The organism is Luteimicrobium sp. NPDC057192 (assembly GCF_042670205.1).
In the GTDB taxonomy this organism is placed as follows: Bacteria; Actinomycetota; Actinomycetes; order Actinomycetales; family Cellulomonadaceae; genus Luteimicrobium.
In genome coordinates this window covers 167,392-187,510 of record NZ_JBHUWD010000001.1, presented here as the reverse complement: position 1 = coordinate 187,510, position 20,119 = coordinate 167,392, and the positions used below count along the sequence as shown (strand labels likewise).

19 protein-coding genes are annotated in these 20,119 nt (G+C 74.0%); 8 read left to right on the top strand and 11 right to left on the bottom strand.

Translation table 11 applies throughout. From position 1 onward, the window contains the following. The first annotated feature begins 11 nt into the window (after window positions 1–11). The 3 genes from ACFT5B_RS00940 to ACFT5B_RS00930 all read left to right on the top strand — a co-directional run bounded on the left by ACFT5B_RS00940 (window position 12) and on the right by ACFT5B_RS00930 (window position 2,836). Entirely contained in the window at window positions 12–701 is a 690-nt protein-coding gene (locus ACFT5B_RS00940; RefSeq protein WP_386796093.1) for a winged helix-turn-helix domain-containing protein, read from the top strand. Then, window positions 698–2,035: a sensor histidine kinase gene (locus tag ACFT5B_RS00935; RefSeq protein ID WP_386796092.1), complete on the top strand. Its 1,338-nt coding sequence runs from the start codon at window positions 698–700 to the stop codon at window positions 2,033–2,035. Before ACFT5B_RS00940 ends, ACFT5B_RS00935 begins: the two co-directional genes overlap by 4 nt. Window positions 2,036–2,104: 69 nt before the next feature. Beyond that, complete coding sequence (locus tag ACFT5B_RS00930; RefSeq protein ID WP_386796091.1) at window positions 2,105–2,836, top strand: DUF4232 domain-containing protein; 732 nt, start codon at window positions 2,105–2,107, stop codon at window positions 2,834–2,836. Between the two features lie 301 nt (window positions 2,837–3,137). Here ACFT5B_RS00930 and ACFT5B_RS00925 read toward each other — a convergent pair whose 3' ends face one another. Beyond that, window positions 3,138–3,827: a TetR/AcrR family transcriptional regulator gene (locus ACFT5B_RS00925; protein ID WP_386796090.1), complete on the bottom strand. Its 690-nt coding sequence runs from the start codon at window positions 3,825–3,827 to the stop codon at window positions 3,138–3,140. A gap of 125 nt (window positions 3,828–3,952) precedes the next feature. Here ACFT5B_RS00925 and ACFT5B_RS00920 point away from each other — a divergent pair, with 125 nt between their 5' ends. Both ACFT5B_RS00920 and trpS read left to right on the top strand, forming a co-directional pair. Beyond that, complete coding sequence (locus tag ACFT5B_RS00920) at window positions 3,953–4,927, top strand: NAD-dependent epimerase/dehydratase family protein (protein ID WP_386796089.1); 975 nt, start codon at window positions 3,953–3,955, stop codon at window positions 4,925–4,927. Window positions 4,928–4,956: 29 nt separating this feature from the next. After that, window positions 4,957–6,042, top strand: coding sequence for a tryptophan--tRNA ligase (gene trpS / locus ACFT5B_RS00915; protein ID WP_386796088.1), 1,086 nt, complete (start codon window positions 4,957–4,959; stop codon window positions 6,040–6,042). Here trpS and ACFT5B_RS00910 read toward each other — a convergent pair. From ACFT5B_RS00910 to ACFT5B_RS00880, 7 genes are read right to left on the bottom strand one after another with little or no spacing between them, the layout of a single operon-like run. Further along, the gene (locus tag ACFT5B_RS00910) at window positions 6,023–7,315 is read right to left on the bottom strand and encodes an MFS transporter (protein WP_386796087.1); all 1,293 of its coding nucleotides are present in this window, start codon (window positions 7,313–7,315) and stop codon (window positions 6,023–6,025) included. The two genes, trpS and ACFT5B_RS00910, sit on opposite strands and share 20 nt — an antisense overlap. After that, the gene (locus ACFT5B_RS00905) at window positions 7,312–7,848 is read right to left on the bottom strand and encodes a MarR family winged helix-turn-helix transcriptional regulator (protein WP_386796086.1); all 537 of its coding nucleotides are present in this window, start codon (window positions 7,846–7,848) and stop codon (window positions 7,312–7,314) included. The genes ACFT5B_RS00910 and ACFT5B_RS00905 overlap by 4 nt, the downstream gene beginning before the upstream one ends. A gap of 56 nt (window positions 7,849–7,904) precedes the next feature. After that, the gene (locus ACFT5B_RS00900) at window positions 7,905–8,573 is read right to left on the bottom strand and encodes a histidine phosphatase family protein (protein WP_386796085.1); all 669 of its coding nucleotides are present in this window, start codon (window positions 8,571–8,573) and stop codon (window positions 7,905–7,907) included. Further along, a complete protein-coding gene (locus ACFT5B_RS00895; protein ID WP_386796084.1) occupies window positions 8,570–9,094 on the bottom strand; it encodes a hypothetical protein in 525 nt (174 codons plus the stop codon). The genes ACFT5B_RS00900 and ACFT5B_RS00895 overlap by 4 nt, the downstream gene beginning before the upstream one ends. After that, a complete protein-coding gene (locus ACFT5B_RS00890) occupies window positions 9,091–9,777 on the bottom strand; it encodes a uracil-DNA glycosylase (protein WP_386796083.1) in 687 nt (228 codons plus the stop codon). Before ACFT5B_RS00890 ends, ACFT5B_RS00895 begins: the two co-directional genes overlap by 4 nt. Window positions 9,778–9,811: 34 nt before the next feature. Continuing rightward, a complete protein-coding gene (locus tag ACFT5B_RS00885) occupies window positions 9,812–10,201 on the bottom strand; it encodes a hypothetical protein (RefSeq protein ID WP_386796082.1) in 390 nt (129 codons plus the stop codon). A gap of 25 nt (window positions 10,202–10,226) precedes the next feature. Beyond that, on the bottom strand, window positions 10,227–11,189 hold the full coding sequence (locus tag ACFT5B_RS00880; protein WP_386796081.1) for a diguanylate cyclase domain-containing protein: 963 nt from the start codon (window positions 11,187–11,189) through the stop codon (window positions 10,227–10,229). A 155-nt stretch (window positions 11,190–11,344) separates the two neighbouring features. On the opposite strand from ACFT5B_RS00880, the gene ACFT5B_RS00875 reads away from it, so the two are divergent. After that, window positions 11,345–12,403 (top strand): hypothetical protein, encoded by a 1,059-nt coding sequence (locus tag ACFT5B_RS00875; RefSeq protein ID WP_386796080.1) that lies wholly within the window; start codon window positions 11,345–11,347, stop codon window positions 12,401–12,403. A 10-nt stretch (window positions 12,404–12,413) separates the two neighbouring features. Here ACFT5B_RS00875 and ACFT5B_RS00870 read toward each other — a convergent pair whose 3' ends face one another. Then, window positions 12,414–12,980, bottom strand: a complete 567-nt coding sequence (locus ACFT5B_RS00870) for a PadR family transcriptional regulator (protein WP_386796079.1) — start codon at window positions 12,978–12,980, stop codon at window positions 12,414–12,416. Between the two features lie 65 nt (window positions 12,981–13,045). Between ACFT5B_RS00870 and ACFT5B_RS00865 the strand changes: the two genes are divergently transcribed. Continuing rightward, window positions 13,046–13,993, top strand: a complete 948-nt coding sequence (locus tag ACFT5B_RS00865) for a hypothetical protein (protein WP_386796078.1) — start codon at window positions 13,046–13,048, stop codon at window positions 13,991–13,993. Window positions 13,994–14,249: 256 nt separating this feature from the next. Here the strand turns inward: ACFT5B_RS00865 and ACFT5B_RS00860 are convergent, their stop codons facing one another. Both ACFT5B_RS00860 and ACFT5B_RS00855 read right to left on the bottom strand, forming a co-directional pair. Next, a complete protein-coding gene (locus ACFT5B_RS00860; RefSeq protein ID WP_386796077.1) occupies window positions 14,250–17,921 on the bottom strand; it encodes a discoidin domain-containing protein in 3,672 nt (1,223 codons plus the stop codon). A 111-nt stretch (window positions 17,922–18,032) separates the two neighbouring features. After that, the gene (locus ACFT5B_RS00855) at window positions 18,033–19,007 is read right to left on the bottom strand and encodes a GlxA family transcriptional regulator (protein ID WP_386796076.1); all 975 of its coding nucleotides are present in this window, start codon (window positions 19,005–19,007) and stop codon (window positions 18,033–18,035) included. A 125-nt stretch (window positions 19,008–19,132) separates the two neighbouring features. Here ACFT5B_RS00855 and ACFT5B_RS00850 point away from each other — a divergent pair, with 125 nt between their 5' ends. After that, window positions 19,133–20,116 carry an NADP-dependent oxidoreductase gene (locus ACFT5B_RS00850; RefSeq protein ID WP_386796075.1) on the top strand — a complete coding sequence of 328 codons (984 nt, stop codon included), beginning with the start codon at window positions 19,133–19,135 and terminating at the stop codon, window positions 20,114–20,116. Window positions 20,117–20,119 lie beyond the last annotated feature (3 nt).

The window sequence follows — 20,119 nt, the reverse complement described above, 5'->3', positions numbered from 1 at the left end:
AGTCGGTGCGCGTGAAGCTGCTGCTCCTCGAGGACGACGCCGAGCTCGCACCCGCCCTGGTGGGAGCGCTGCGCGACCAGGGCTTCGTCGTCGACCACGTGACGACGATCGCCGACGCGGACGTGCTCGTCGCGTCGTCGCACCATGACGTGCTGGTGCTCGACCGGACCGTCCCCGACGGGGATGCGCTCGACCTCGTCGACCGGCTCCGCCGCGACGGGGTCACCACGCCGGTGCTGCTGCTCACGGCGCGGGGGCAGGTCGCGGACCGGGTCGCGGGCTTCGAGCACGGTGCGGACGACTACGTCGTGAAGCCGTTCGCGCTGCCCGAGCTCGTGGCGCGGCTCCGGTCGTTGGCGCGGCGCCAGGGCACCGAGCGCGCGCGGGTCCTGACGAGCGGGCGCCTCGAGCTGGACGTCGTCCGGCACCGCCTGACGCTCGACGGCATCCTCCTCAGCCCGACGCCCAAGGAGTTCGCGGTGCTGGAGGTGCTGCTGGAGCACGCGGGCGAGGTCGTGACCCGGACCGAGCTCGTCGAGCGGTGCTGGGACGAGCTCACGGAGCCGTCCTCGAACGTGGTGGACGTGCTCGTCGGGCAACTGCGCCGGCGCCTGGGCGAGCCCGACCTCATCGAGACCGTCCGCGGCGTCGGGTACCGGCTCACGGACGCTCCCTCGACACCGGCCGCGGCGGCGCGATGACCGACCCCGCGCTCGGCCCCGCGCGCCGGCGGATCAGCCGGATCCGCTGGACGACGACGATCGTCTTCGCCGCGACGACCGCCGTGTGCCTCGGCGTGCTCGTGGTGATCGCGCTGCGCGTGGACACCTCCGCCCAGACGAGCGCGTTCGACGAAGGACTGCGCCAGCAGGCGGGCTCGCTGTCCGAGCTCGTGAGCGTCGACGACGCCGGGACCCTGGACCTCGGCCGCCTCAACGCGACCCAGGTCGGCCGGACGACGTCGGTGCTGGGGGTCGTGACGCCGTCGTCGATCGAGTACGCGGAGCCCGACCAGGACGCCCTGCCCGCCGACGCAGACCTGCGTCGCGTCATCGCTGCGCAGCAGAGGGACGCGGGAGTGACGAGCTTCGTGGCGCCGCAGCAGCGCGGACGCACGCTGCACTGGGCGGTCGCGCCGGTCTTCGACACGGCGAAGATCACGTCGTCGACGCCGGTCGGCGCGGTGCTGCTCGTCGGCGGGACGGTCCCGGGCGCCGCGGAGCACGCCACGCTGCGCGACCGGCTGGTCCTCACGAGCATCCTGCTGGTCCTCGCGGCGAGCCTCCTGGGGCACGTGGTGTCGGGGCGCGCGATGCGGCCCGCCGTCCGGGGGCTCGCGTCGCAGGAGCGGTTCCTCGTCGACGCCGCGCACGAGCTCCGCACGCCCCTCAGCGTCCTGCAGCTCGAGGTCGACCGGGCCGCGCAGCACCCTGACGACCCGGACGCGCAGCGTGCGGCCGTCGACGGGGCGCGGCGCCAGGCGCAGCGGTTGTCCGCGCTCACGGACGCGCTGCTGCTGCGGGCGCGTGCCGCCGTCGGGACGGCCGACCTGTCCCGCGAGCCGCTGCGGCTCGACCAGCTCGTCGAACGGGTGGTCGCGGAGGTCGTCGGGACAGCGCCGGGGACTCCTTCGGACGGCCCCGGACCGGGCGACGACGCCGGCGCCGTCCTCGTGCGGCCCGACCCACCGGTGGCGGTGGTCGTGAGCGCGAACGCGGACGTCCTCGCGCTCGGGGTCCGGAACCTCGTGGAGAACGCGCTGCGGCACGGACGGCCGCCGGTCGCCGTCGAGGTGCGCGGCGACGGCGTCGTCGTGACCGACGCCGGGCCCGGTATCCCCGCGGCCGACCGCTCCCGGATGGTCGACGCCGGGACGACGGGCGACACGCGCGCCGGCACGGGGTCCGGACTGTCGATCGCGTCGTGGGCGGCGCGGGTCAACGGTGGGAACCTCACGCTCGACGACGCGCCGTCGGGCGGGCTGCGCGCGACGCTCCACCTGCCGCCCGGAGGGACGCCGCCGCCGAGCCGGTGACAGGTGCGTGAGCACACCGTGAGGGACGCCCTCATGCTCCCCTCATGGACCCGGGACGAGACTCGAGGCATGACTCGTCGACACCCCCTGCACGCGCCGCACCTGGCGCGGACGACCACGGGCGCGGTCGCGCTCGTCGTCGTCGGACTGCTGAGCGCAGGCACGCTCGCCGCCTGCGACAACGACGGAGGCGGCGCCGCGTCGAGCGCGCCCGCTGACGCCGGGTCGACCCCGACGTCCGCCCCGGCCCCCGCCGACACGGCCGGCGCTGCGGACAGCGCCCCACCCACCACAGTCCCGGCCCCGGACGCCACGCCGCGCACGACGACGGGCACCGGCTCCACGCCGACGCCCAGCTCGCTGCGGGTCGCCCGCTGCACCGCCGACCACCTCACCGGGACCCTCACCGAGGGCGACGGCGGCGGCGCGGGGAGCACGTTCCCGTTCCTCGTCCTGAAGAACACGGGCAGCGCGCCCTGCCAGCTGCAAGGCTGGCCGGGAGTGTCGTTCGTGGGTGACAGCAACGGCACGCAGCTCGGCGCGGCAGCGACCTTCGACCGGTCGAGCCCGCACGCCACCGTGACCCTCCTGCCGAACGGGCACGCGCACGCCCCGCTGCGGATCGGCCAGGCCGCGAACTACCCGGCGAGCACCTGCAAGCCGAAGAAGGCCGACGGCCTGCGCGTGTACGTGCCGGGCGAGACGCACTCGATCTTCGTCAAGGCGTCGGGCCTCACGGCGTGCACGAGCACCAAGGTCCAGCTCCTCCAGACGCAGGCCATCCAGCCGGGCGCGGACTGACCGCTCCCCCGTCGGCGAAATTGCTTGGCTCGGGACGAGGTGCGGGCGTAGCGTCGTCGGCACATGGGAAAGGAGGTGATCCGACCAGTGAAGACTCTTCGGACGCATGAGGTGATCGCGCGCTAGCTCGCGCGGCACGTCTCCGGACGAGCTGGCGAAACCAACGCCATCACCGGGCCCGTGGGTGTCGCGGAATCGTCCACCGCGACAGGCGGTCCTCCCTTTCCATGGGGGACCAGACCGCCAGCCCACGGGCTTTCTCATGCCCGACGACGGCCGGCTGCGCCTGCGGGCACGTCGCCTACGCGAGCCCCACGAGGTCGGCCAGCAGCCCGACCTGGTAGTCGAAGAAGCCGTCCCGGTCGGTGAGCGTGTCGGGGCCCCACTGGTCGAAGACGTCGAACGAGACGAGCCCGAAGAGGCCCGACCAGAGCTGGAACGCGGCCGCCATCGCCCGCACCGGGAGCTCGAAGCCGAACTCGGCGCGCAGGCGCTCCATGTCCGCGCGGACGCCGTCCGGGACCTCGCGCTGCTGGGGTTGCAGCCTGCCCGCCTCCGAGGCGTCGACGACGATCTGCATCAGGGCCAGCACGACCCGGGTCCCCGGCTGGGTGGTGAGGTCGGCCGGCGCCGCGTACCCGGGGACGGGGGTCCCGTACAGGAGGGCGTAGCTCGACGGGTCGCCGAGCCCCCAGCTCCGGACGGCTCGGGTCGCCGTGAGGAGGCGGTCGCGCGGGGCACCGGGGGCGTCGGCGAGGGCGGTGTCGACCGCGTCGCCGAGCTCGTCGTAGGCGTCGACGATGAGGAGGGTGAGCAGCTCGTCGCGGCTGCTGACGTACCGGTACACCGCGGACGACACGACACCGAGCTCCCGCGCGACGGCGCGCAGGGAGAGGTCCGCGGGGCCGACGGTCGCGAGCTGGGAGCGGCCGATCCGCACGATCTCGCGCATCGTGTGCTCTCGGGCGAGCTGCCGGGGCGTGGGTGCCATCCCCTGATCCTGCCCCACGAGGTCGTGGGACACAAAAGTGAGCACCGCTCTTGCTTTTCGGACGATGCAGGTGCATGCTCGTGTCGTCAGCAACCGAGAGCACTGCTCACAGATAGGACATGACCATGACCGTCGTCATCGCCGGAGCCGGACCGATCGGCACCGCCGTCGCCCGCCAGTACGTCTCGCAGGGGATGCCCGTCCGGGTCCTCACCCGGTCCGGCTCGGGCCTCGACCACCCGCTCGTCGAGCGCCGGAAGGTCGACGTCACCGACGCCGGCGCCCTCGCCGCGGCCGTCCAGGACGCCGAGATCATCCACTACTGCATCCACGCTTCCGCGTACGACGCGAAGGTCTGGGCCCGCGAACTGCCTGCCGCGGAGCGCACCGTCCTCGCGGCCGCCGAGGCCGCGGGCGCCGTCGTCGTGTTTCCGGAGAGCCTGTACGCGTTCGACGGGTCCGGCACCATCACCGAGGCGACCCGGCACGACGCGACAGGCGGCAAGCCCGGTGTGCGCGCGCAGCTCCTGGCCGCGCGCGCCGCGTCACCCGTCCCGACCGCGAGCGTCGTCGCGTCCGACTACTTCGGCCCCGGGGCCGGCGCCAACGCCCACGCCGGCGATCGCATGCTCGGCCCGGCGACGTCGGGCGGCACCGTGCGGCCGATCGGGCGCGCCGACCTCCCCCACTCCTGGACCTACCTGCCCGACCTGGGCGCCGCGATGATTCGCGCCGGCGAGCTCGCCCGTGACCACCACCGCTCGACCGGTGCCGCTGACGGCGCGACGGACGGCATCTGGTTCGCCCCCGTCGCCGCGACCTGCAGCCAGCGCGAGATCGCCGCCGCCTACGCGCTCGCCGCCGGACGTCCCGCGCCGACGGTCTCCGCCGTCCCGGGGTGGGTCCTGCGCGTCGTCGGGATCGGGAGCCGGCAGATGCGCGGCGTCGCCGAGATGGTCCACCTGTTCACGCGCCCGCTCGTCATGGACTCGTCCGCGAGCGACGCGGCCCTGGGCCTCGAACCCACCCCGTTCGACGACGCCGTCCGCTCGACCGTCGACGCCTACCTCGCCGCGCGACCCGTGGACGCACGGGGGTGAGACAGGCGCGCCGCGATACCCTCGGGGACGTGTCCAGCACCGCCAGCTCCCCCGCCACCGCGACGTCCGACACGTTCGCCGAGTCGCTCCGCCGCACCGAGGCGATCCGTTCGGACCTCGACGCGCACCCCGAGCGTTACCGCGTCCTGACGGGTGACCGCCCCACGGGCGCGCTCCACCTCGGGCACTACTTCGGCACGATCGCGTCGCGCGTCGTCCTGCAGGACCAGGGCGTGGAGACGTGGGTGCTGGTCGCTGACTACCAGGTCATCACGGACCGCGAGACGACCGGGAACATCCAGGAGAACGTCCGAGGCCTCGTGCTCGACTACGTCGCGGCCGGGATCGACCCGGACCGGTCGACGATCTTCACGCACTCCGCGGTGCCGGCGCTGAACCAGCTCCTGCTGCCCTTCCTGTCGCTCGTCACGGAGGCCGAGCTCCTCCGGAACCCCACGGTGAAGGCCGAGCTGGCGGCGTCGGAGCGGGCGCTGTCCGGGCTGCTGCTGACCTACCCGGTGCACCAGGCCGCGGACATCCTGTTCTGCAAGGGCAACCTGGTCCCGGTCGGCAAGGACCAGCTCCCCCACATCGAGCAGACCCGCGTCGTCGCGCGGCGCTTCAACGAGCGCTACGCCAAGAAGAACCCGGTGTTCCCGGAGCCGCAGGCGCTCCTGTCGGAGTCGCCCGAGATCCCCGGCCTCGACGGCCGCAAGATGTCGAAGTCGTACGGCAACACGATCGCGCTCGGCATGACCGCGGACGAGACCGCGAAGATCATCCGCAAGGCACCGACCGACTCGGACCGCCACATCACGTTCGACCCGGAGAACCGGCCGGGCGTCTCCGCGCTCCTCACGTCGGCGGCGCTGTGCACGGACGGTGACCCGGTGCAGATCGCCGAGGAGATCGGCGACGGCGGCGGCGGCGCGCTCAAGGCGTTCGTCACCGAGGCCGTGAACGAGCGTTTCGCCGCGCACCGCGCCCGCCGTGCCGAGCTCGCCGCCGACCCGGGCTACGTCAGCGAGGTGCTGCGCCGCGGGAACGACCGGGCCAACGAGGTCGCCGAGAAGACGCTCGACGAGGTCCGCGCCGCTATGGGGATGGTGTACTGACGCCGCTCCCGGCGACGGGCTGCGGCTCCTCGATCGGCACGCGGTAGGACCGCAGGCCGCGTACTCGCGTGGCGAGCGCCCCGACGACGGCCACGCACGCGATCCCGCCGCTGACCATGGCGACGGTCGGTGAGGTGACCCCGGCGACGAGCCCGCCGCGGAGGTTCCCGAGGTCCGGACCGCCCGCACCGACGGCGATCTCGGCAGCGGCCACCCGCCCGCGGTAGGCGTCGGGGGTGACGGTCTGGACGAGGGTCCCGCGGGACACCACGGAGGTCGTGTCCGAGGCGCCCGCGAGGGCCAGGAACAGCAGGGTGGCCCAGCCGGACTGCACTGCTCCGGCCGCAGCGAGGAACACGCCCCAGCAGATCGCACCGACGAGCATCGTCGCGCCGGGTCTGCCGCGGCGCGTGAACGTCCCGGACAGCACGTTCGCGACGATCCCGCCGCCCGCGAGCGCCGCGGCGAACAGGCCGAAGGTCTGGGGGGCTCCCCCGAAGCGCTCGTCGTTGAGGGCGGGGAAGAGGCTGACCGGCATCGCGAGGACGGTCGCCGCGAGGTCCACGACGAACGCTGCGCGCACGAGCTGGTGCTTCCCGACGTACCGCAGGCCGTCGACGGCGTCGCGGATCCCGGTGGCCCACGCGCCGCGCGTGGGGGCGTCGGTCCGTTCGGCGCGGAGCGCCGGCAGCCGCCAGACGGCGTAGAGGGACCCGAGGAAGCTGACGGCGTCGACGAGGTAGCAGACCGCGACGCCCCACACGCCGGCGATGAGGCCCGCGAGCGCCGGTCCGAGCAGCACGGCGAGCTGGAACGACATGCCCATGAGCGCGAATCCCGCGGCGAGGCGACCGGGTCCGAGGAGCGCCGGCGCGAAGGTGCGGCTGGCGGGCCCGCCCGCGGAGCCGGCCGTCGTCTGGAGGGCGACGAGGACGAGCAGCGCGGCCGGCGGGAGGCCGCCCGCGAGGGCCTGCGCGACGAGCGCCCCGGAGACGACGAGCTGAGCGACGGTGGCCCCGAGGACGATGCGGCGGCGGTCGTGGCGGTCGGCGAACGACCCGGCCAGCAGCCCGACCGCCACCAGCGGGATCACGTGGGCGAGACCGACGGCTCCGGTCCACGCGGTGCTGCCGGTGTCGTCCCAGAGCTGGAGCATGACCGCGGTGGCGGTCATCTGGCTGCCGAGCTGGCTTCCCGTCGAGCCGAGCCACAGCCGGCGGAAGGGAGCGTCCTTGAGCGGACGGACGTCGACGAGGGCGGTGAGGACGCTCACGACGGGTCGGTGGCCGCTGCGTCCGGCCCGGCGGCGGCGGGGCGTCGCGGGGTCATCCGGGCGGCGATGCGGTCGGGGAACGAGCGGCGGGCGAGCGCGGCGTGGATGTCGTCCACGACGCGGGTGAGCGGGTACGGAAGCTCGGCCTCGAGCTCGCGGATCGCCGCCTCCGTGGCGTTCCACTCGTCGACGAGGTAGTCCACGAGCGAGCGGCCGTGGTCGGTGAGCTCGACGAGGCGCGTGCGTGCGTCGGGCCCGCTCACGGTGCGCACGAGCTCGGCGTCGCGCATCGCGGAGACCGTCTGGCTCATCGCTGAGTGCGTGACGTCGCAACGCTCGGCGAGCGCGCGGATCGTGAGGGGGCCGGCTTCGTCGAGCCAGACGAGCGGGAGCGAGTACCGGGGTTTGAGGCCCTCGATCCCGGCGGTCGTGTAGAGCGAGGCGATCTGGTCGTCGAGGTCCCGCATGAGGAGCGTGAGGGGCCGCCAGACGGCCTGCTGCAGGCGCGCGGGCATGGGGCGCTCAGAGGGCATGACAGGATCGTAACAGCACTTATATAAGTGCTGTCACATGGCCACGCGCGAGCGGCTCACTCCCCCGCCGCGAGGTGCGCGACGTCGAACAGCCAGACCACGTCCCACTCCCCGTCCGGCCTCTCGACGAGGCGCGTCACGGAGCAGTGCCCGACGTCGGGCGCCACCACCGAGGCGCTCGGCACGAGCGCCCGGACGAGCTCCGACACGGTCGCGCCGTGCCCCACGAACACCGCCCGCGACCAGTCATGCCGCGCGCGCCACCCGTCGGCCAGCGACGCGATCCGCCGGGTCACCGAGGAGTCGTCCTCGGGGAACGGCGGGTAGCTCGCCCGGTCCCCCAGGGCGTCGTCGATCGCGTACAGCCCGCCGAACCGAGCTCGGTAGTCGGCGAGGTCGATGCCGGCGAAAGCACGCATCGGGTCGTACACGAAGTGCTCGCACAGCCGGACGTCCAGCTCCGCCGGCACGACGACGTCCGCGAGCGCCGCGGCACCGGTCTGCGCGGCGCGCAGGAACGGGCTCGAGACGGCGACGTCGGGCGCGAAGGCGGAGACCACGGTCGCGACGAGCGCGGCCTGCGCCTCGCCGCGGGCCGTCAGCGGCGGGTTCGAGGGATCGGGGACGGCGCGGCGTCCGTCAGGAGCGACCGTGTTGTATGCCTCACCGTGCCGGACGACCAGCACCTCGCGGGGGGAGCCGGCCCTTCCGGGCGGTGCCGTCACGACCGCTCCGGACCGCGCGGGCGGAGCGACAGCAGCGCGGCGAGCCCGGTCGGCGGGGACACGATCTCCTTCGGCTGCTCGACGAGCCTCGACGTCACGAGCGCCACCTCGACCGGGGTCAGCGCGGCCGTCACGAGGCCGTCGTGGACGGCGGCGACGAGCGCGCCGTCGGCGCCGACGAGTGTGACGTGGGTGTACGCGGCCACGCGACGCACGTCGGCGCGCGCCCGCCGGACCTGCGGGTCGTCCGACGGGTCGTCGACCCCCCTGCCACGCTCGGCCACCCGCACGTGGACGTGCCGGGCCCACCGTCCGCGGCGCCGTGCGCGGAGCGACGCGATCGCGGTCCCCACGACGGCCGGAAGATCCGTGCGCTCGACCCGGAGGTCGACGTCGGCCTCGTCGACGTACCGACCGAGCGCGGAGGCGACGGTCGCGAAGCGTTCGGTGACCAGCGCGACGTCGTCGGTCCGCCCGCCGACCTCGTACCAGGTCCGCTCCACGCCCACGGGGGCGTTCACGGCAGGGTCCAGTCGATCGGCTCGGCGCCCTGCTGGGCGAGGAGCTCGTTGACGCGCGAGAACGGCTTCGAGCCGAAGAAGCCGCGGTACGCGGACAGCGGTGACGGGTGCGTCGTCGCGACGACCGGGATGTCGCCCAGACGAGGCCGCAGCGACTGCGCGTCGCGTCCCCACAGGATCGCGACGAGCGGACCGCCGCGCGCCGCGAGCGCGTCGATCGCCCGGTCGGTCACCTCCTCCCAGCCCTGGCCGCGGTGCGACCCGGGGGTGCCCGGCGCGACCGTCAGCACCCTGTTGAGAAGCATCACGCCCTGCTCGCACCACGGCGTGAGGTCGCCGGTCGAGGGCGTGGGCACGCCCACGTCGTCGTGCAGCTCGGTGAAGATGTTCCGCAGGCTCCCCGGCAGCGGGCGTACCTGCGGCTGGACCGAGAACGACAGCCCCATCGGGTGGCCGGGCGTCGGGTACGGGTCCTGGCCGACGATGAGCACGCGGACGCCGTCGAACGGGTACGTGAACGCGCGCAGCACGTTCGAGCCGGACGGCTGGTAGCCGCGGCCCGCGGCGTTCTCCGCACGCAGGAACTCGCCCATCCGGCGCACGACCGGTTCGACAGGTGCGAGCTCGCGCGCCCAGCCCGGGTCGAGGAGCTCGGTGAGGGGGGCGGGCGTCGTCGTCGTCACGCGGCCAGCCTAGAGGCCTCCGGCGACCCCGCGGTCAGCGGTCGAGGAGCGGCGCGAACGACTCCGGCAGCAGCACGTTGTCGGGGGCGTCCACGAAGAGCGGCGCGACCTCGGCGGCGTCCCAGCCCGCGATGCCCGTACCCACGGGCGTCAGCAGGAACGTCAGCTCCGGATGCTCGCGCGCGAACGCGAGGAACTCCCGGACGTCGGCGACGAGCGCGTCCCAGCCGGACATCGTGTCGATCCCGTACGACCGCCCCTGGAGGCCGTGGCCCTGGCCCCAGACCGCGCCGAACCGTTCGTACGCCGTCAGCGCGGCCCCGGCGCCGTGCGCCCCGGACGCGTTCGACCCGAACACGAACACCTCACCCTCGGCGAGGTCCGTGATCCGGCGGGGGCTCGTCCGGCGGCCGTCGTGCACCATGCCCCCACCGTAGGCACGACGCCGGTCACGACGCCCGGGCGAGCCCCGCCGCCGACCGCAGCAGGCGCCGTTCGGCCTCGCGGATCAGCTCGTCGGGGTTCCCGGCGCCAGCGACGGACCACACGACCGACGAGTGCAGCACCGGCCACAGCGCGGGCTCGACGCCCTCGGGCGGGACGGCGAGCTCCCGGAGCAGGTGCTGCCGCAGGGCGTCCGCGGAGGCGGCGGCGGTGATGTCGTCCATCGCGGGAAGCGTCGCGAGGACGGCGAACCGGTCCCCGTCGACGCGTCCCGCCTCGCAGCCTCGGGGAAGCGCCGCCTGCAGCCGTGCGGCGAGGGCGAGCAGCATCGTGTCTCCCCCGCCCTGCCCGTGGCGGGCGTTGATCCCGGCCATGTCGCGCACGTCGAGCAGCAGCAGGACGACGCGGGTCCCGCTGCCCCGCAGCAGCCCGCACCGGTGGGCCAGTGCGTGCCAGGTCGGGGCGCGCATGGGTAGCCGGGTCTGAGGGTCGTGCGTCGACCGGTCGGTGAGGGCCGCGACGAGCGAGCGCATGACGTCGGCGGTGCTCGCGCTGCTCCAGCTCGACCCGGCGACGAGGACGTCGTCGTACCGGCGCTCGTCGACGCGCGCCATCGCGGAGAGCGCGACCTCGGACACCGGGAGCCCCGGCGGCACGACGAGCGGCGACCAGTCGGCGATCGACGACGTCGGCTTGCGGTCGAGGACGGCACGCCCGTACCCCAGCCGACCGGTCAGCGCCGCGGCGAGTCCGGCCCGCGTGACGATGCCGGTACGCGCCTGCTCGTCCTCGTCCTGGACGACGACGCACGACACCTCGGGCCGCCGGAACAGGACCTCGAGCTGCCCGACGGGGACGGTCGCCCCCACGACGAGGACGGGCTGCGCGAGGTCGCCGACGACACCGGCGAGGGCGGCCCCGGGACGGGACGCGACGTTGCGGGCAAGCCGGGAGATCTCGTCGTGCACAGCCGGAGTATGTCGGCGCGCGCGGCGGTGCGGGAGGGAGTTGGTGCGATGTTCCGCGGACGTTCGCCGCGTCGTCCGCGGGGCGTCGCGCGACGTTCGTCCCCGACGCCGACCGGGGATCCGCGCGGGTCGTCGGCGTGACCGAGAATGGGGACGTGCCCGTGCTCTCCCACCTGGTCGGCAGCGTCTCGCAGCCCGACGCCGAGTCCGTGTTCCGTGTCGTCGCCGAGACCCTCGGGGACGGCGTGGCCCGCATCCCCGACGGCGAGGTCGGCGAGCGCTTCTACTGGATCCAGTTCCAGAAGTCGCGCTTCGACGCCACGCCGGGCCTCGTGCGGACCGGCGAGCCCGGCCCGCTGCTGCGCGGCCTCTTCGACAACCGGCCCATCGCGCTCGCCCCGGGCATCGACGCCGCGTCGCTCGAGCTCCCGCCGCTCGGCTACGCGGACGCCGCCCTCGAGTCGTACGCGACGTTCTCCCGGCTGCGCGACGGCGGCGTGATCCCCGCCGGCGTCCGGTTCCAGGTCTCCCTGCCCACCGCGGCGGGCGTGGTCGGGAGCTTCTTCGCCGACGACGCCAAGGCCCCCGTCGAGCCCGTGTACGAGCGGGCGGTCCTCGCCGAGCTCGCTCGCATCCTCGACGGCGTCCCCCACGACGATCTCGCGATCCAGTGGGACACCGCGCTCGAGTTCGGGCTCCTGGAGCGGGTGGAGATCCGCGGGCACCGGATGCGCGCGTGGTGGTCCGACGAGCCTGCCGAGGTGCTGGCCGGCGTCGTCGAGCGCGCCGCCCGCTACGCCGCCGCCGTGCCCGACGACGTCTCCCTGGGCTGGCACCTCTGCTACGGCGACGTCGAGGAGCACCACTTCGTCCAGCCGAAGGACGCGAGCACGCTCGCTGACGTCGTCACGGGCATCGCCCGCACCGTGGAGCGCCGGGTCGACTGGATCCACCTGCCCGTCCCGATCGAGCGGGACGACGAGGCCTACTTCGCGCCTCTGGCCGACGCCGCGTGGCCCGACGGCGCGACCGTCTTCCTCGGGCTCGTGCACCACGAGGACGGCGTCGAGGGCGCGCTCCGCCGTGCCGCCGCAGCCCGGACCGCCGTGCCGGAGTTCGGGATCGCGACCGAGTGCGGGTTCGGACGCGGACCGGCCGAGCGGACGGTCCCGCTGCTGCGCCTGCACGCCGACGTCGCCGCGGCGCTGGCCTGACGCGGCCCGGCTACGAGGCGGGCCAGGCGAGCTCGCCCGCCTGGATGCGGAGGGCGGTCTCCTCGAGCCAGGTCGCCTCGGCGGTGCGCAGCGCGAGCGCGTACCCGCCCTCCACCACGTAGAGCTCAGGCAGGTCCGCGGCGCCTGCGGCGTCGATGCCCGCACGGATGGCCTCGATGATCGCCCGCACCTCCGCCGCTCGGCGCCGAAGCAGGTCCGCTGCGTCCGCCGGGTCGAGGAGTCCGAGGTACGCGACCGCCTGCGCCATGTGGTCGTGGTCGGCCCGCGGGTCGGCGATCTGTCGCTCGACGCGGTCCCGTAGCTCGCGCACCCCCGCCTCCGTGGTCGCGAAGACGGACCGTGTCCCGGTCGGCGTCTCCCGCTCGTCGACGCCCACCCAGCCCGCCTCCACGAGCGCCGTCAGGACGTTCCGCAGCGAGCCGCGTCCGAGCGGCAGCCCCTGCGCGTCGAGCCGACGATCCAGCTCGTGGGAGAGCGCGTAGAGGTGCAGCGGTCGCTCAACCAGCAGGCCGAGCACCGAGACGATCACGGGGTTCTTGAGGAGAGATCCGGGCACACCCGTCAGACTACCGTCTATTTAGACTATGCTCGCCTCACGCGACCCAGAGGAAGTGAGCGAACATGCGCTTCGGCATCTACCCGGGCGGCGCCCTCGGCACCGCGGACGGCACGCTCCTCGGCGACGTGCCGGACGACCCCGCCGCGGCGCTGACGGCCATCGACGCGCTGCGGGCCGGCGCTCCGTTCCATGTCCGCGCGTATGCGCGGTTCCACGACCAGCGTTCCGCGGGCGACACGACGACGCAGGCCCCGACGGACGTGCTGGCGTACACCGCGAGCGGGTGCCGCCTCGACCTCGTCCTGCAGTACCAGTCCGCACGCGGCGACGTGTCCGGATACCGCCGGTTCGTGCGGACCATGATCGAGACCTACGCCGCCGTGCTCGACACCGTGCAGGTCGGCGAGGAGATCAACGTCGTCGACAACCCGACGCTCGACGGCTCCTACCCAGCGGTGCTCGACGCCGTGGTCGCCGGCGTCGCCGCCGCTCGCGACGCGATCACACAGCTCGGGCTCGACGCCACGGTCGGCACGAACACCACGGTCCTGTTCGGCGACCCGGGCTTCTTCAGCCGCCTGACAACACTCGGAGGAGACGCGTTTCGCGCCTCGCTGGACCACGTCGGGCTCGACGCCTTTCCCGACGTCTTCCGTCCGCTGCCGCCCGGAGCGGACACCGGCGCCGCGTGCTCCTGGCTCCTCGCCGAGCACCGCCGTCTAGCCCTGCTGCCTGCAGGCCTGGACCACCTACCGCTACGCCTCACCGAGCACGGCTGCCCGACGGGCGCGGGCCGCGGGGAAGCACGGCAGGCCGAGCTCGTCGGGGCCATGGTCACGGCGGTGCTCGACCCGACGGCGTGCGTCGAGTCCTACACCCACTTCTCGCTGCGCGACGCCACCGACGACGACTCTCTCTTCGGCAGCTTCGGACTGACCGATCTCCGCTACCAGCCGAAGCCCGCGTTCGGCCTGTACGCGGAGACCGTCCAGGCTCACGCGGCACGCTGACGCAGGCCCGTCAGCGTGCCGGTCGGGTCCGCGCCGTAGACGACCCGAGACGCAGCCGCAGGCCGGGTACGCCGAGGCACAGCAGCACGGTGGCGCGCCCGTCCGGCATCAGGACAGCGGCGCAGCTCCTCGGGTGGTGCAGGCGCCCGCACCACCCCGTAGTGCTCGACCACCCCGGCGAGGGGGAGTCGGGCGCGAGCCGCTAGAGCTCCATGCCCTCCATTCCAGCAGAGCGGCCGACGACGACGTCGGGCGCTCAGAGCGCCGGGCGCGTCGTGAACGTCTCGACGTTGTACCCCTCGACGACGACGTCCACGGGCGGCTCGTGCCTCGCCCAGCCGGCGTCCTCGAGCGTCAGCGTGCGCGACTCCCCCGGCAGCAGCCAGACGTAGTTGTCGCTCGCCAGCACCGGCAGCACGCGCTCGCCCGACACCCGGTCGCGCAGCGAGACGCGGACCATCGCCGCGACCGTCGACCCGACGTTCCGGACCGTCACCTCGCCCTTGCCGGACGCTCGCCGCCACGACGCGCGCGCCGTCAGCCGCGCCCGCCCGAGCGACCCGAGCGCGCGCAGGTCCTCGTCCTTGCGGTAGCGCCAGTAGACGTTCTCCGAGACGAGCGCGCCGTGGGCGTCGGTCAGCCGGAGCCGCAGCAGGTGCGCGGCGGGCAGGTCGTCGCCGAACGGCACCTTCGACAGCGCCGTCGTCGCGGACGGCCCGACGGTCACGTCCGCCGTCACCGGGTCCGCGAGCGCCCTGCCGTCGAGGCCCAGGACCTCGGCCCGCACGCGCGCGCCCCGCAGCGCCGTCGTCGTGTGGTTGGTGACGCGGAGCGTCCAGTCGGTCGCGTCGGCCTGGACGTGGAGGGGCTCGCAGCCCTTGCGCGCGCCGTAGTAGCTGCCGTTGACGTCGAGGTCGTAGTCGTAGGTCTGCCAGACGGTGGAGTGCCAGGCCGGGTTGCTCATCCACAGCAGGAGGCCGGACGCCGGCTCGAAGAGCTTGGCGTTCCAGGCCTCGAACATGGCCCGCATGCCCTCGTAGTTGACGAGCTGGGCCTTGGTGCAGAAGTCGTCGAGGTCGGTCGCGTCGCCGAGCTGCTTCTCGATGACGTCGCGGTACCCGGACACGCCCGCCGCGCCCTTGGTGGCCCAGTCGTGGAGGAACCACGCGTCACCCGGCGGCCACTCCTGCCCGTCGCCGACGAGGTTCCGCATGCTCGCCGCCACGGAGACGGTCGGGATGCCGACCTCCGTGTGGAACCCGAAGCTGTTCCACGTGCCGCCGCCCGTGTAGTACTGGTCGGGCGAGACGTGCCAGTACGCGCCGCCGCCCGAGACGATGCCCTCGCGCGAGTTGCTCTGGTACAGGAGCGGTGTGAGCTCCCGGACCGCGGCCCGCAGCCCGTTGTCGACCTCGGCGGGCGGCGTCCCCTCGTTGGCCCCGCACCAGACGGCGAGGCACGGGTGGGTCCGGTAGCGCAGGACCGTGTCGCGGCACTGGGCCAGGAACAGCGCGTGGTCCGGCGGGTCGAGGAACCAGGCGAGCGGGAAGTCGTTCCAGACGAGGATCCCGTTCTCGTCGCAGAGCCGGTACAGCTCCTCGCGGTTGCTCGTGCCGAGCCACACCCGGATCATCGTGAAGTTCATGTGCCGGTGCATGCGGACCATGGCCTCGAGCCGGCCGTCCAGCCCCCGGCGCAGCAGCTCGTCCCAGCCCCAGTTGCCGCCCCGGCAGAGGACCTTGGTGCCGTTCACGCTGAGCTGGAGGGGCGTCGAGCCGTTGTCGACGGACTTCACGTCGGTCCAGGAGTCGCCGTCGGGCGAGGTCTGGACGCGGAACTTCGCCGCGAGCCCGGTCTCCCAGACGATCGCTACCTTCTCGAACGTGGCGGCGCTGCCCAGGTCGACGCGGATCCACTGGCCGTCGGTGTAGTTCGAGGACCAGCGTGTCGAGGGGTCGCCGTCGACGGCGTTCGGGGCCTCGTGCCCCGGCTGGTCGACGGACGACGCCTCCACCGGCCTGCCTCGCGCGAGGTCGGTGCCGGCGGCGTCGAGGACGGACAGCGTCCACATGGACACGCCCCACATGCTGGCGCGCGAGTCGGCGTAGATGCGCACGTACCGCGCGGTCGCGCTCCCGACGTCGACGGTCTGCTCGACGCGGTCCGAGCCCGAGGGCGGGGCGAGCGGCGAGCCGTAGGCGTAGTCGAACTGCCGGATCCCGTAGCGGACCGTGCGGGTGTCGCTGACCTTGCCCCGGTCGGTGACCCTGACGACGAGATCGTGCAGCGCGGGCTCGCCGTAGCCGTTGGGCCACCACAGCTCCGGGTCGCGGACGCGGAGCGCGGCGTCGCTCTCCGGCGTGAACGTGACGTCGACGGTCGCGCCCGCCGGGACGGTGACCGTCCGGGTCGCGCTGACGCCGGGGAGAGGCGCGACGCGCACCTGAGCGGTGCGGGCGACGTCGTCGGCGTTGGTCACCGGAACCGTGATGGCGAGCTCGGCGACCGACAGGTCGGGAAGGCCCGGGAGCGTCGTGTCGATCCGCAGGTCGCCCACGACGAGCGCCCCCGTCGACCGCAGCCGGACGTGGTTCCAGATGCCCGTGGCGCGGTCGCGGACGGCGGGCATCCAGTCCCAGCCGGTCACGGACAGCCAGGTGGGCGACGCCTGGTTCACCAGATCGGACCCGGCGTCCGTGTACGCCGAGCCGTCGGGGCCCTTGTCGCCGGGGCTCCCGGGCTTCGGCATCGGGCTCAGCCGCGCGGCGAGCACCTGGCTGCCGTGCGCCTCGAGCGCGTCGGTCACGTCGTAGGACGCGCGCGCGAACGGGTGGCTCAGCGTGCCCAGCCGGGTGCCGTTGAGCCACAGCTCGGCCTCGTGGTTGACGCCGTCGAGCTCGAGCCAGACGTGCCGCCCGGCGCCGGTGTCGAGGCCGTGCGGCACGGTGAGCTCGCGGCGGTACCACCACGCGTGCCGGGACAGCGCTTCGGGCACGTGCAGGTTGTCGAGGCCGAAGACCGGGTCCGGGAGCAGACCGCGCTCGACGAGGGTCGCGAGCACGGTCCCGGGCACCGTGGCCGGGAGCCACCCGCTCGTGTCGACGCCGCGTGACGACAGCGCCGCGCCGTCCGCGCCGCCGACGCGCTCGTCGAACGTGAGGCGCCAGCCCGACTCGACCGGGACCGTCCCGTCGTCCGCGACCCGGAGCACGGGCGCCGGACGGTGGTCGGTCGGCCAGTCGGTCCAGCCCGTCGCCGGAGGCCGGGAGGCGGGGGCCGACCCGTAGACCTCGAAGCCGTTCACGCCGAGCGGGTTCGTGGTCGACAGCGCGCTCGAGCGCAGCCGGACCCAGCGGGCCTTGACGGGCGCGTCGAGCACGACGTCGACGACGCCGCCCGAGGAGTCGGTGACGCTGCGGGCCGTGGACCACGACTTCCCGTCGCGCGACGTCTGGACCGCGAACGCGCTCGCGTAGCTCGACAGGATCTCCCAGCCCGTCGTCCCGCTCCGCGGGTTGTCGCCGGGGGTCGGCTCGAAGGCCGGGTCGCCCTGCTGGGCCTCGAACGTCACGCGCACCCCGGTGACGGTGCAGAGCCCCTGGAGGTCGACGGCGATCCACTGGTCGGCGCCGTCGCCCGCGCGCCAGCCGGTCCCCTTCACGCCGACCTCGCTCAGACCGTCGACGGCGAACTCTGGCGCGGCGGGCGCGAGGGCCGTCGACGAGACGGAGACGGGCCGGTAGACCGCGAGGTCGGTTCCCCGGAGGGCCGGGTTGACGCGTCCTGCCGCCCGGGCCGCCGACGGCGTCGCGGCAGCGAGCGCGACCGTCGCGAGCACGGTGGCGTTGACCCCGAGAAACTTCCGGCGGCTGAAGCCCGAGCCGCCGCTCGGATCGGCGGGCGCGTCCGTCGTGGTGTGGTCCGACATCCTCGGGGGCCTCCTCGTGCCGTCGACGGTCCGCGGTGACCGTCGCGTTCGCGTGGAGTCTTCAACACCGGTGACATCGTTGTCAACGGGCGGATCGGACGTCCGCGACGGTCAGGCGGCGACCTCGACCCCGCGGAAGGTGCGCCGGTAGGTCGACGGCGACACCCCGAACGTCGCCGCGAAGTGACGGCGCAACGCCATCGGGCTCCCCAGGCCGACGGCACTGGCGACCTGCTCGACCGGGAGGCCCGACGACTCCAGCAACCACCGGGCACGCTCGAGACGCTGCCGGGTCAGCCACTGCGCCGGGCTCACCCCGACCTCGGCCCGGAAGCGCCGCGTGAAGGTCCGCACGCTCAGGTGCGCGTGGGCCGCGAGCCGCTCCAAGGACAACGGGTCGGCGAGGTGCTCGAGGGCCCACGCGCGCGTCGGGCCTGTGGTGCTCGCGGTCGCCGACGGCGTCGGGAGCTCGAGGAACTGCGCCTGTCCCCCGTCCCGCCACGGCGCGGCGACGCAGTGCCGGGCAGCGACGTTCGCGACCGCGCTCCCGTGGTCACGGCGGACCAGGTGCAGGAAGAGGTCGATCCCTGCGGCGGCGCCCGCACCGGTGAGCACACGCCCGTTGTCCACGAAGAGCACGTCGGGATCGAGCCGCACCGCCGGGAAGAGCTCGCGGAAGCGCAGCGCGAGCGCCCAGTGCGTCGTCGCCTTCAGGCCGTCGAGCAAACCCGCGGCCGCGAGGACGAACGCCGAGGTGCAGAGGCTGACGACGCGCGCCTCGGGCCTGATGAGGGCGAGGGCCCGCGCGACCTCGGGCTCCAGCGCGCCCTCCGCGAGGAGCCGGCCGGTCGGCTCCTGAGTCGCGACGACGACCGTCTGTGCCGACGCGAGCGCGCTCTCGTCGTGGGCGGCCGCGAGCAGGAGGTCGCCGTCGGTCCGCACCGGCCTACCGCCGATCGTGCACGTCACGACGTCGTACAGCGGCTCCCCGTCGGGTCCCCGCGCCTCGTTGAGCACCCGGGCGGCGATCCCGAGGTCGAACGCTACGACCGACTCCAGCGCGAGAACAGCGACGCGGTGCACCATGTCCGAGACGATAGCGGCCACACGCCTTCGGCCACGTCGAGAGCGACCACGACGTCCTGAAGTGAGCGGATGATGGCCCGCAAGCCACTTCTGGTGCCCCGCGGCGGCCGCGAAGACTGAGCAGCATGAGCAACGACCTGACCCCACCGCCCACCATGACCGCCGTCACCCAGACCGTCTTCGGCGACGCCGACGTACTCACGCTGTCCACCGTGCCGCGCCCCGTGCCGCTGCCCACCGAGGTCCTCGTCCGGGTGGAGGCCGCAGGGGTCAACCCCGTCGACTGGAAGACCCGTGGCGGTGCCGGCATGGCGCACGTGCTCGGCGAGCCGCCGTTCGTCCTCGGCTGGGACGTCGCCGGTGTCGTCGCGGAGGTCGGGTTCGGCGTCACGACGCTCGCCCCCGGCGACCGCGTCTTCGGGATGCCGTGGTTCCCCCGCCAGGCCGGCGCCTACGCGCAGTTCGTCACGGCCCCCTCGCGTCAGCTCGTGCGGACCCCCGCGAACCTCACGTCCGCGGAGGCCGCCGCGGTTCCGCTCGCCGCGCTCACCGCGTGGCAGGCGCTCGTCGACGCGGCACGCGTCCAGGCGGGCCAGAAGGTCGTGGTGACGGCCGCGGCGGGGGGTGTCGGGCACTTCGCCGTGCAGTTCGCACACCACCTCGGCGCCGAGGTGGTGGCCGTCGCGAGCGAGCGGCACCACGACTGGCTCCGCGCGCACGGCGCCGACCAGGTCGTCGACTACACCCGGACCAGGTTCGAGGACGAGATCGACGGTGCGGACGTCGTCGTCGAGCTGGTCGGCGACGGCCCCGACGACACGACGCGACGCGCGGTCGACGTGCTGCGCCCAGGCGGGATCCTCGTCGCGGTCCCCGGCGGCGTGCCCGCCCACGTCGCCGAGGCCGCCCGCACGGCGGACGTCCGTGCGACGCCGTTCCTCGTCGAGCCCGACGGCGCAGCCTTGGCGACGATCTCAGGCCTGCTCGAGCGGGGGATCGTGGAGGTCGAGGTAGCGGCGGTGTACGCGCTCGACGACGTCGCGGAGGCGCACAAGGCGGGGGAGACCGGACGAACGCGCGGCAAGATCGTGCTCCGCGTCGACCACTGACCC

What these genes read in the sequence shown, in the direction of transcription:
- ACFT5B_RS00935 (WP_386796092.1), top strand. Translation starts at nt 698, where the DNA reads ATGACCGACCCCGCGCTCGGCCCCGCGCGCCGGCGGATCAGCCGGATC.
- ACFT5B_RS00930 (WP_386796091.1), top strand. Translation starts at nt 2,105, where the DNA reads ATGACTCGTCGACACCCCCTGCACGCGCCGCACCTGGCGCGGACGACC.
- ACFT5B_RS00925 (WP_386796090.1), bottom strand. Translation starts at nt 3,827, where the DNA reads ATGGCACCCACGCCCCGGCAGCTCGCCCGAGAGCACACGATGCGCGAG.
- ACFT5B_RS00920 (WP_386796089.1), top strand. Translation starts at nt 3,953, where the DNA reads ATGACCGTCGTCATCGCCGGAGCCGGACCGATCGGCACCGCCGTCGCC.
- ACFT5B_RS00905 (WP_386796086.1), bottom strand. Translation starts at nt 7,848, where the DNA reads ATGCCCTCTGAGCGCCCCATGCCCGCGCGCCTGCAGCAGGCCGTCTGG.
- ACFT5B_RS00885 (WP_386796082.1), bottom strand. Translation starts at nt 10,201, where the DNA reads ATGGTGCACGACGGCCGCCGGACGAGCCCCCGCCGGATCACGGACCTC.
- ACFT5B_RS00865 (WP_386796078.1), top strand. Translation starts at nt 13,046, where the DNA reads ATGCGCTTCGGCATCTACCCGGGCGGCGCCCTCGGCACCGCGGACGGC.
- ACFT5B_RS00860 (WP_386796077.1), bottom strand. Translation starts at nt 17,921, where the DNA reads ATGTCGGACCACACCACGACGGACGCGCCCGCCGATCCGAGCGGCGGC.
- ACFT5B_RS00855 (WP_386796076.1), bottom strand. Translation starts at nt 19,007, where the DNA reads ATGGTGCACCGCGTCGCTGTTCTCGCGCTGGAGTCGGTCGTAGCGTTC.
- ACFT5B_RS00850 (WP_386796075.1), top strand. Translation starts at nt 19,133, where the DNA reads ATGAGCAACGACCTGACCCCACCGCCCACCATGACCGCCGTCACCCAG.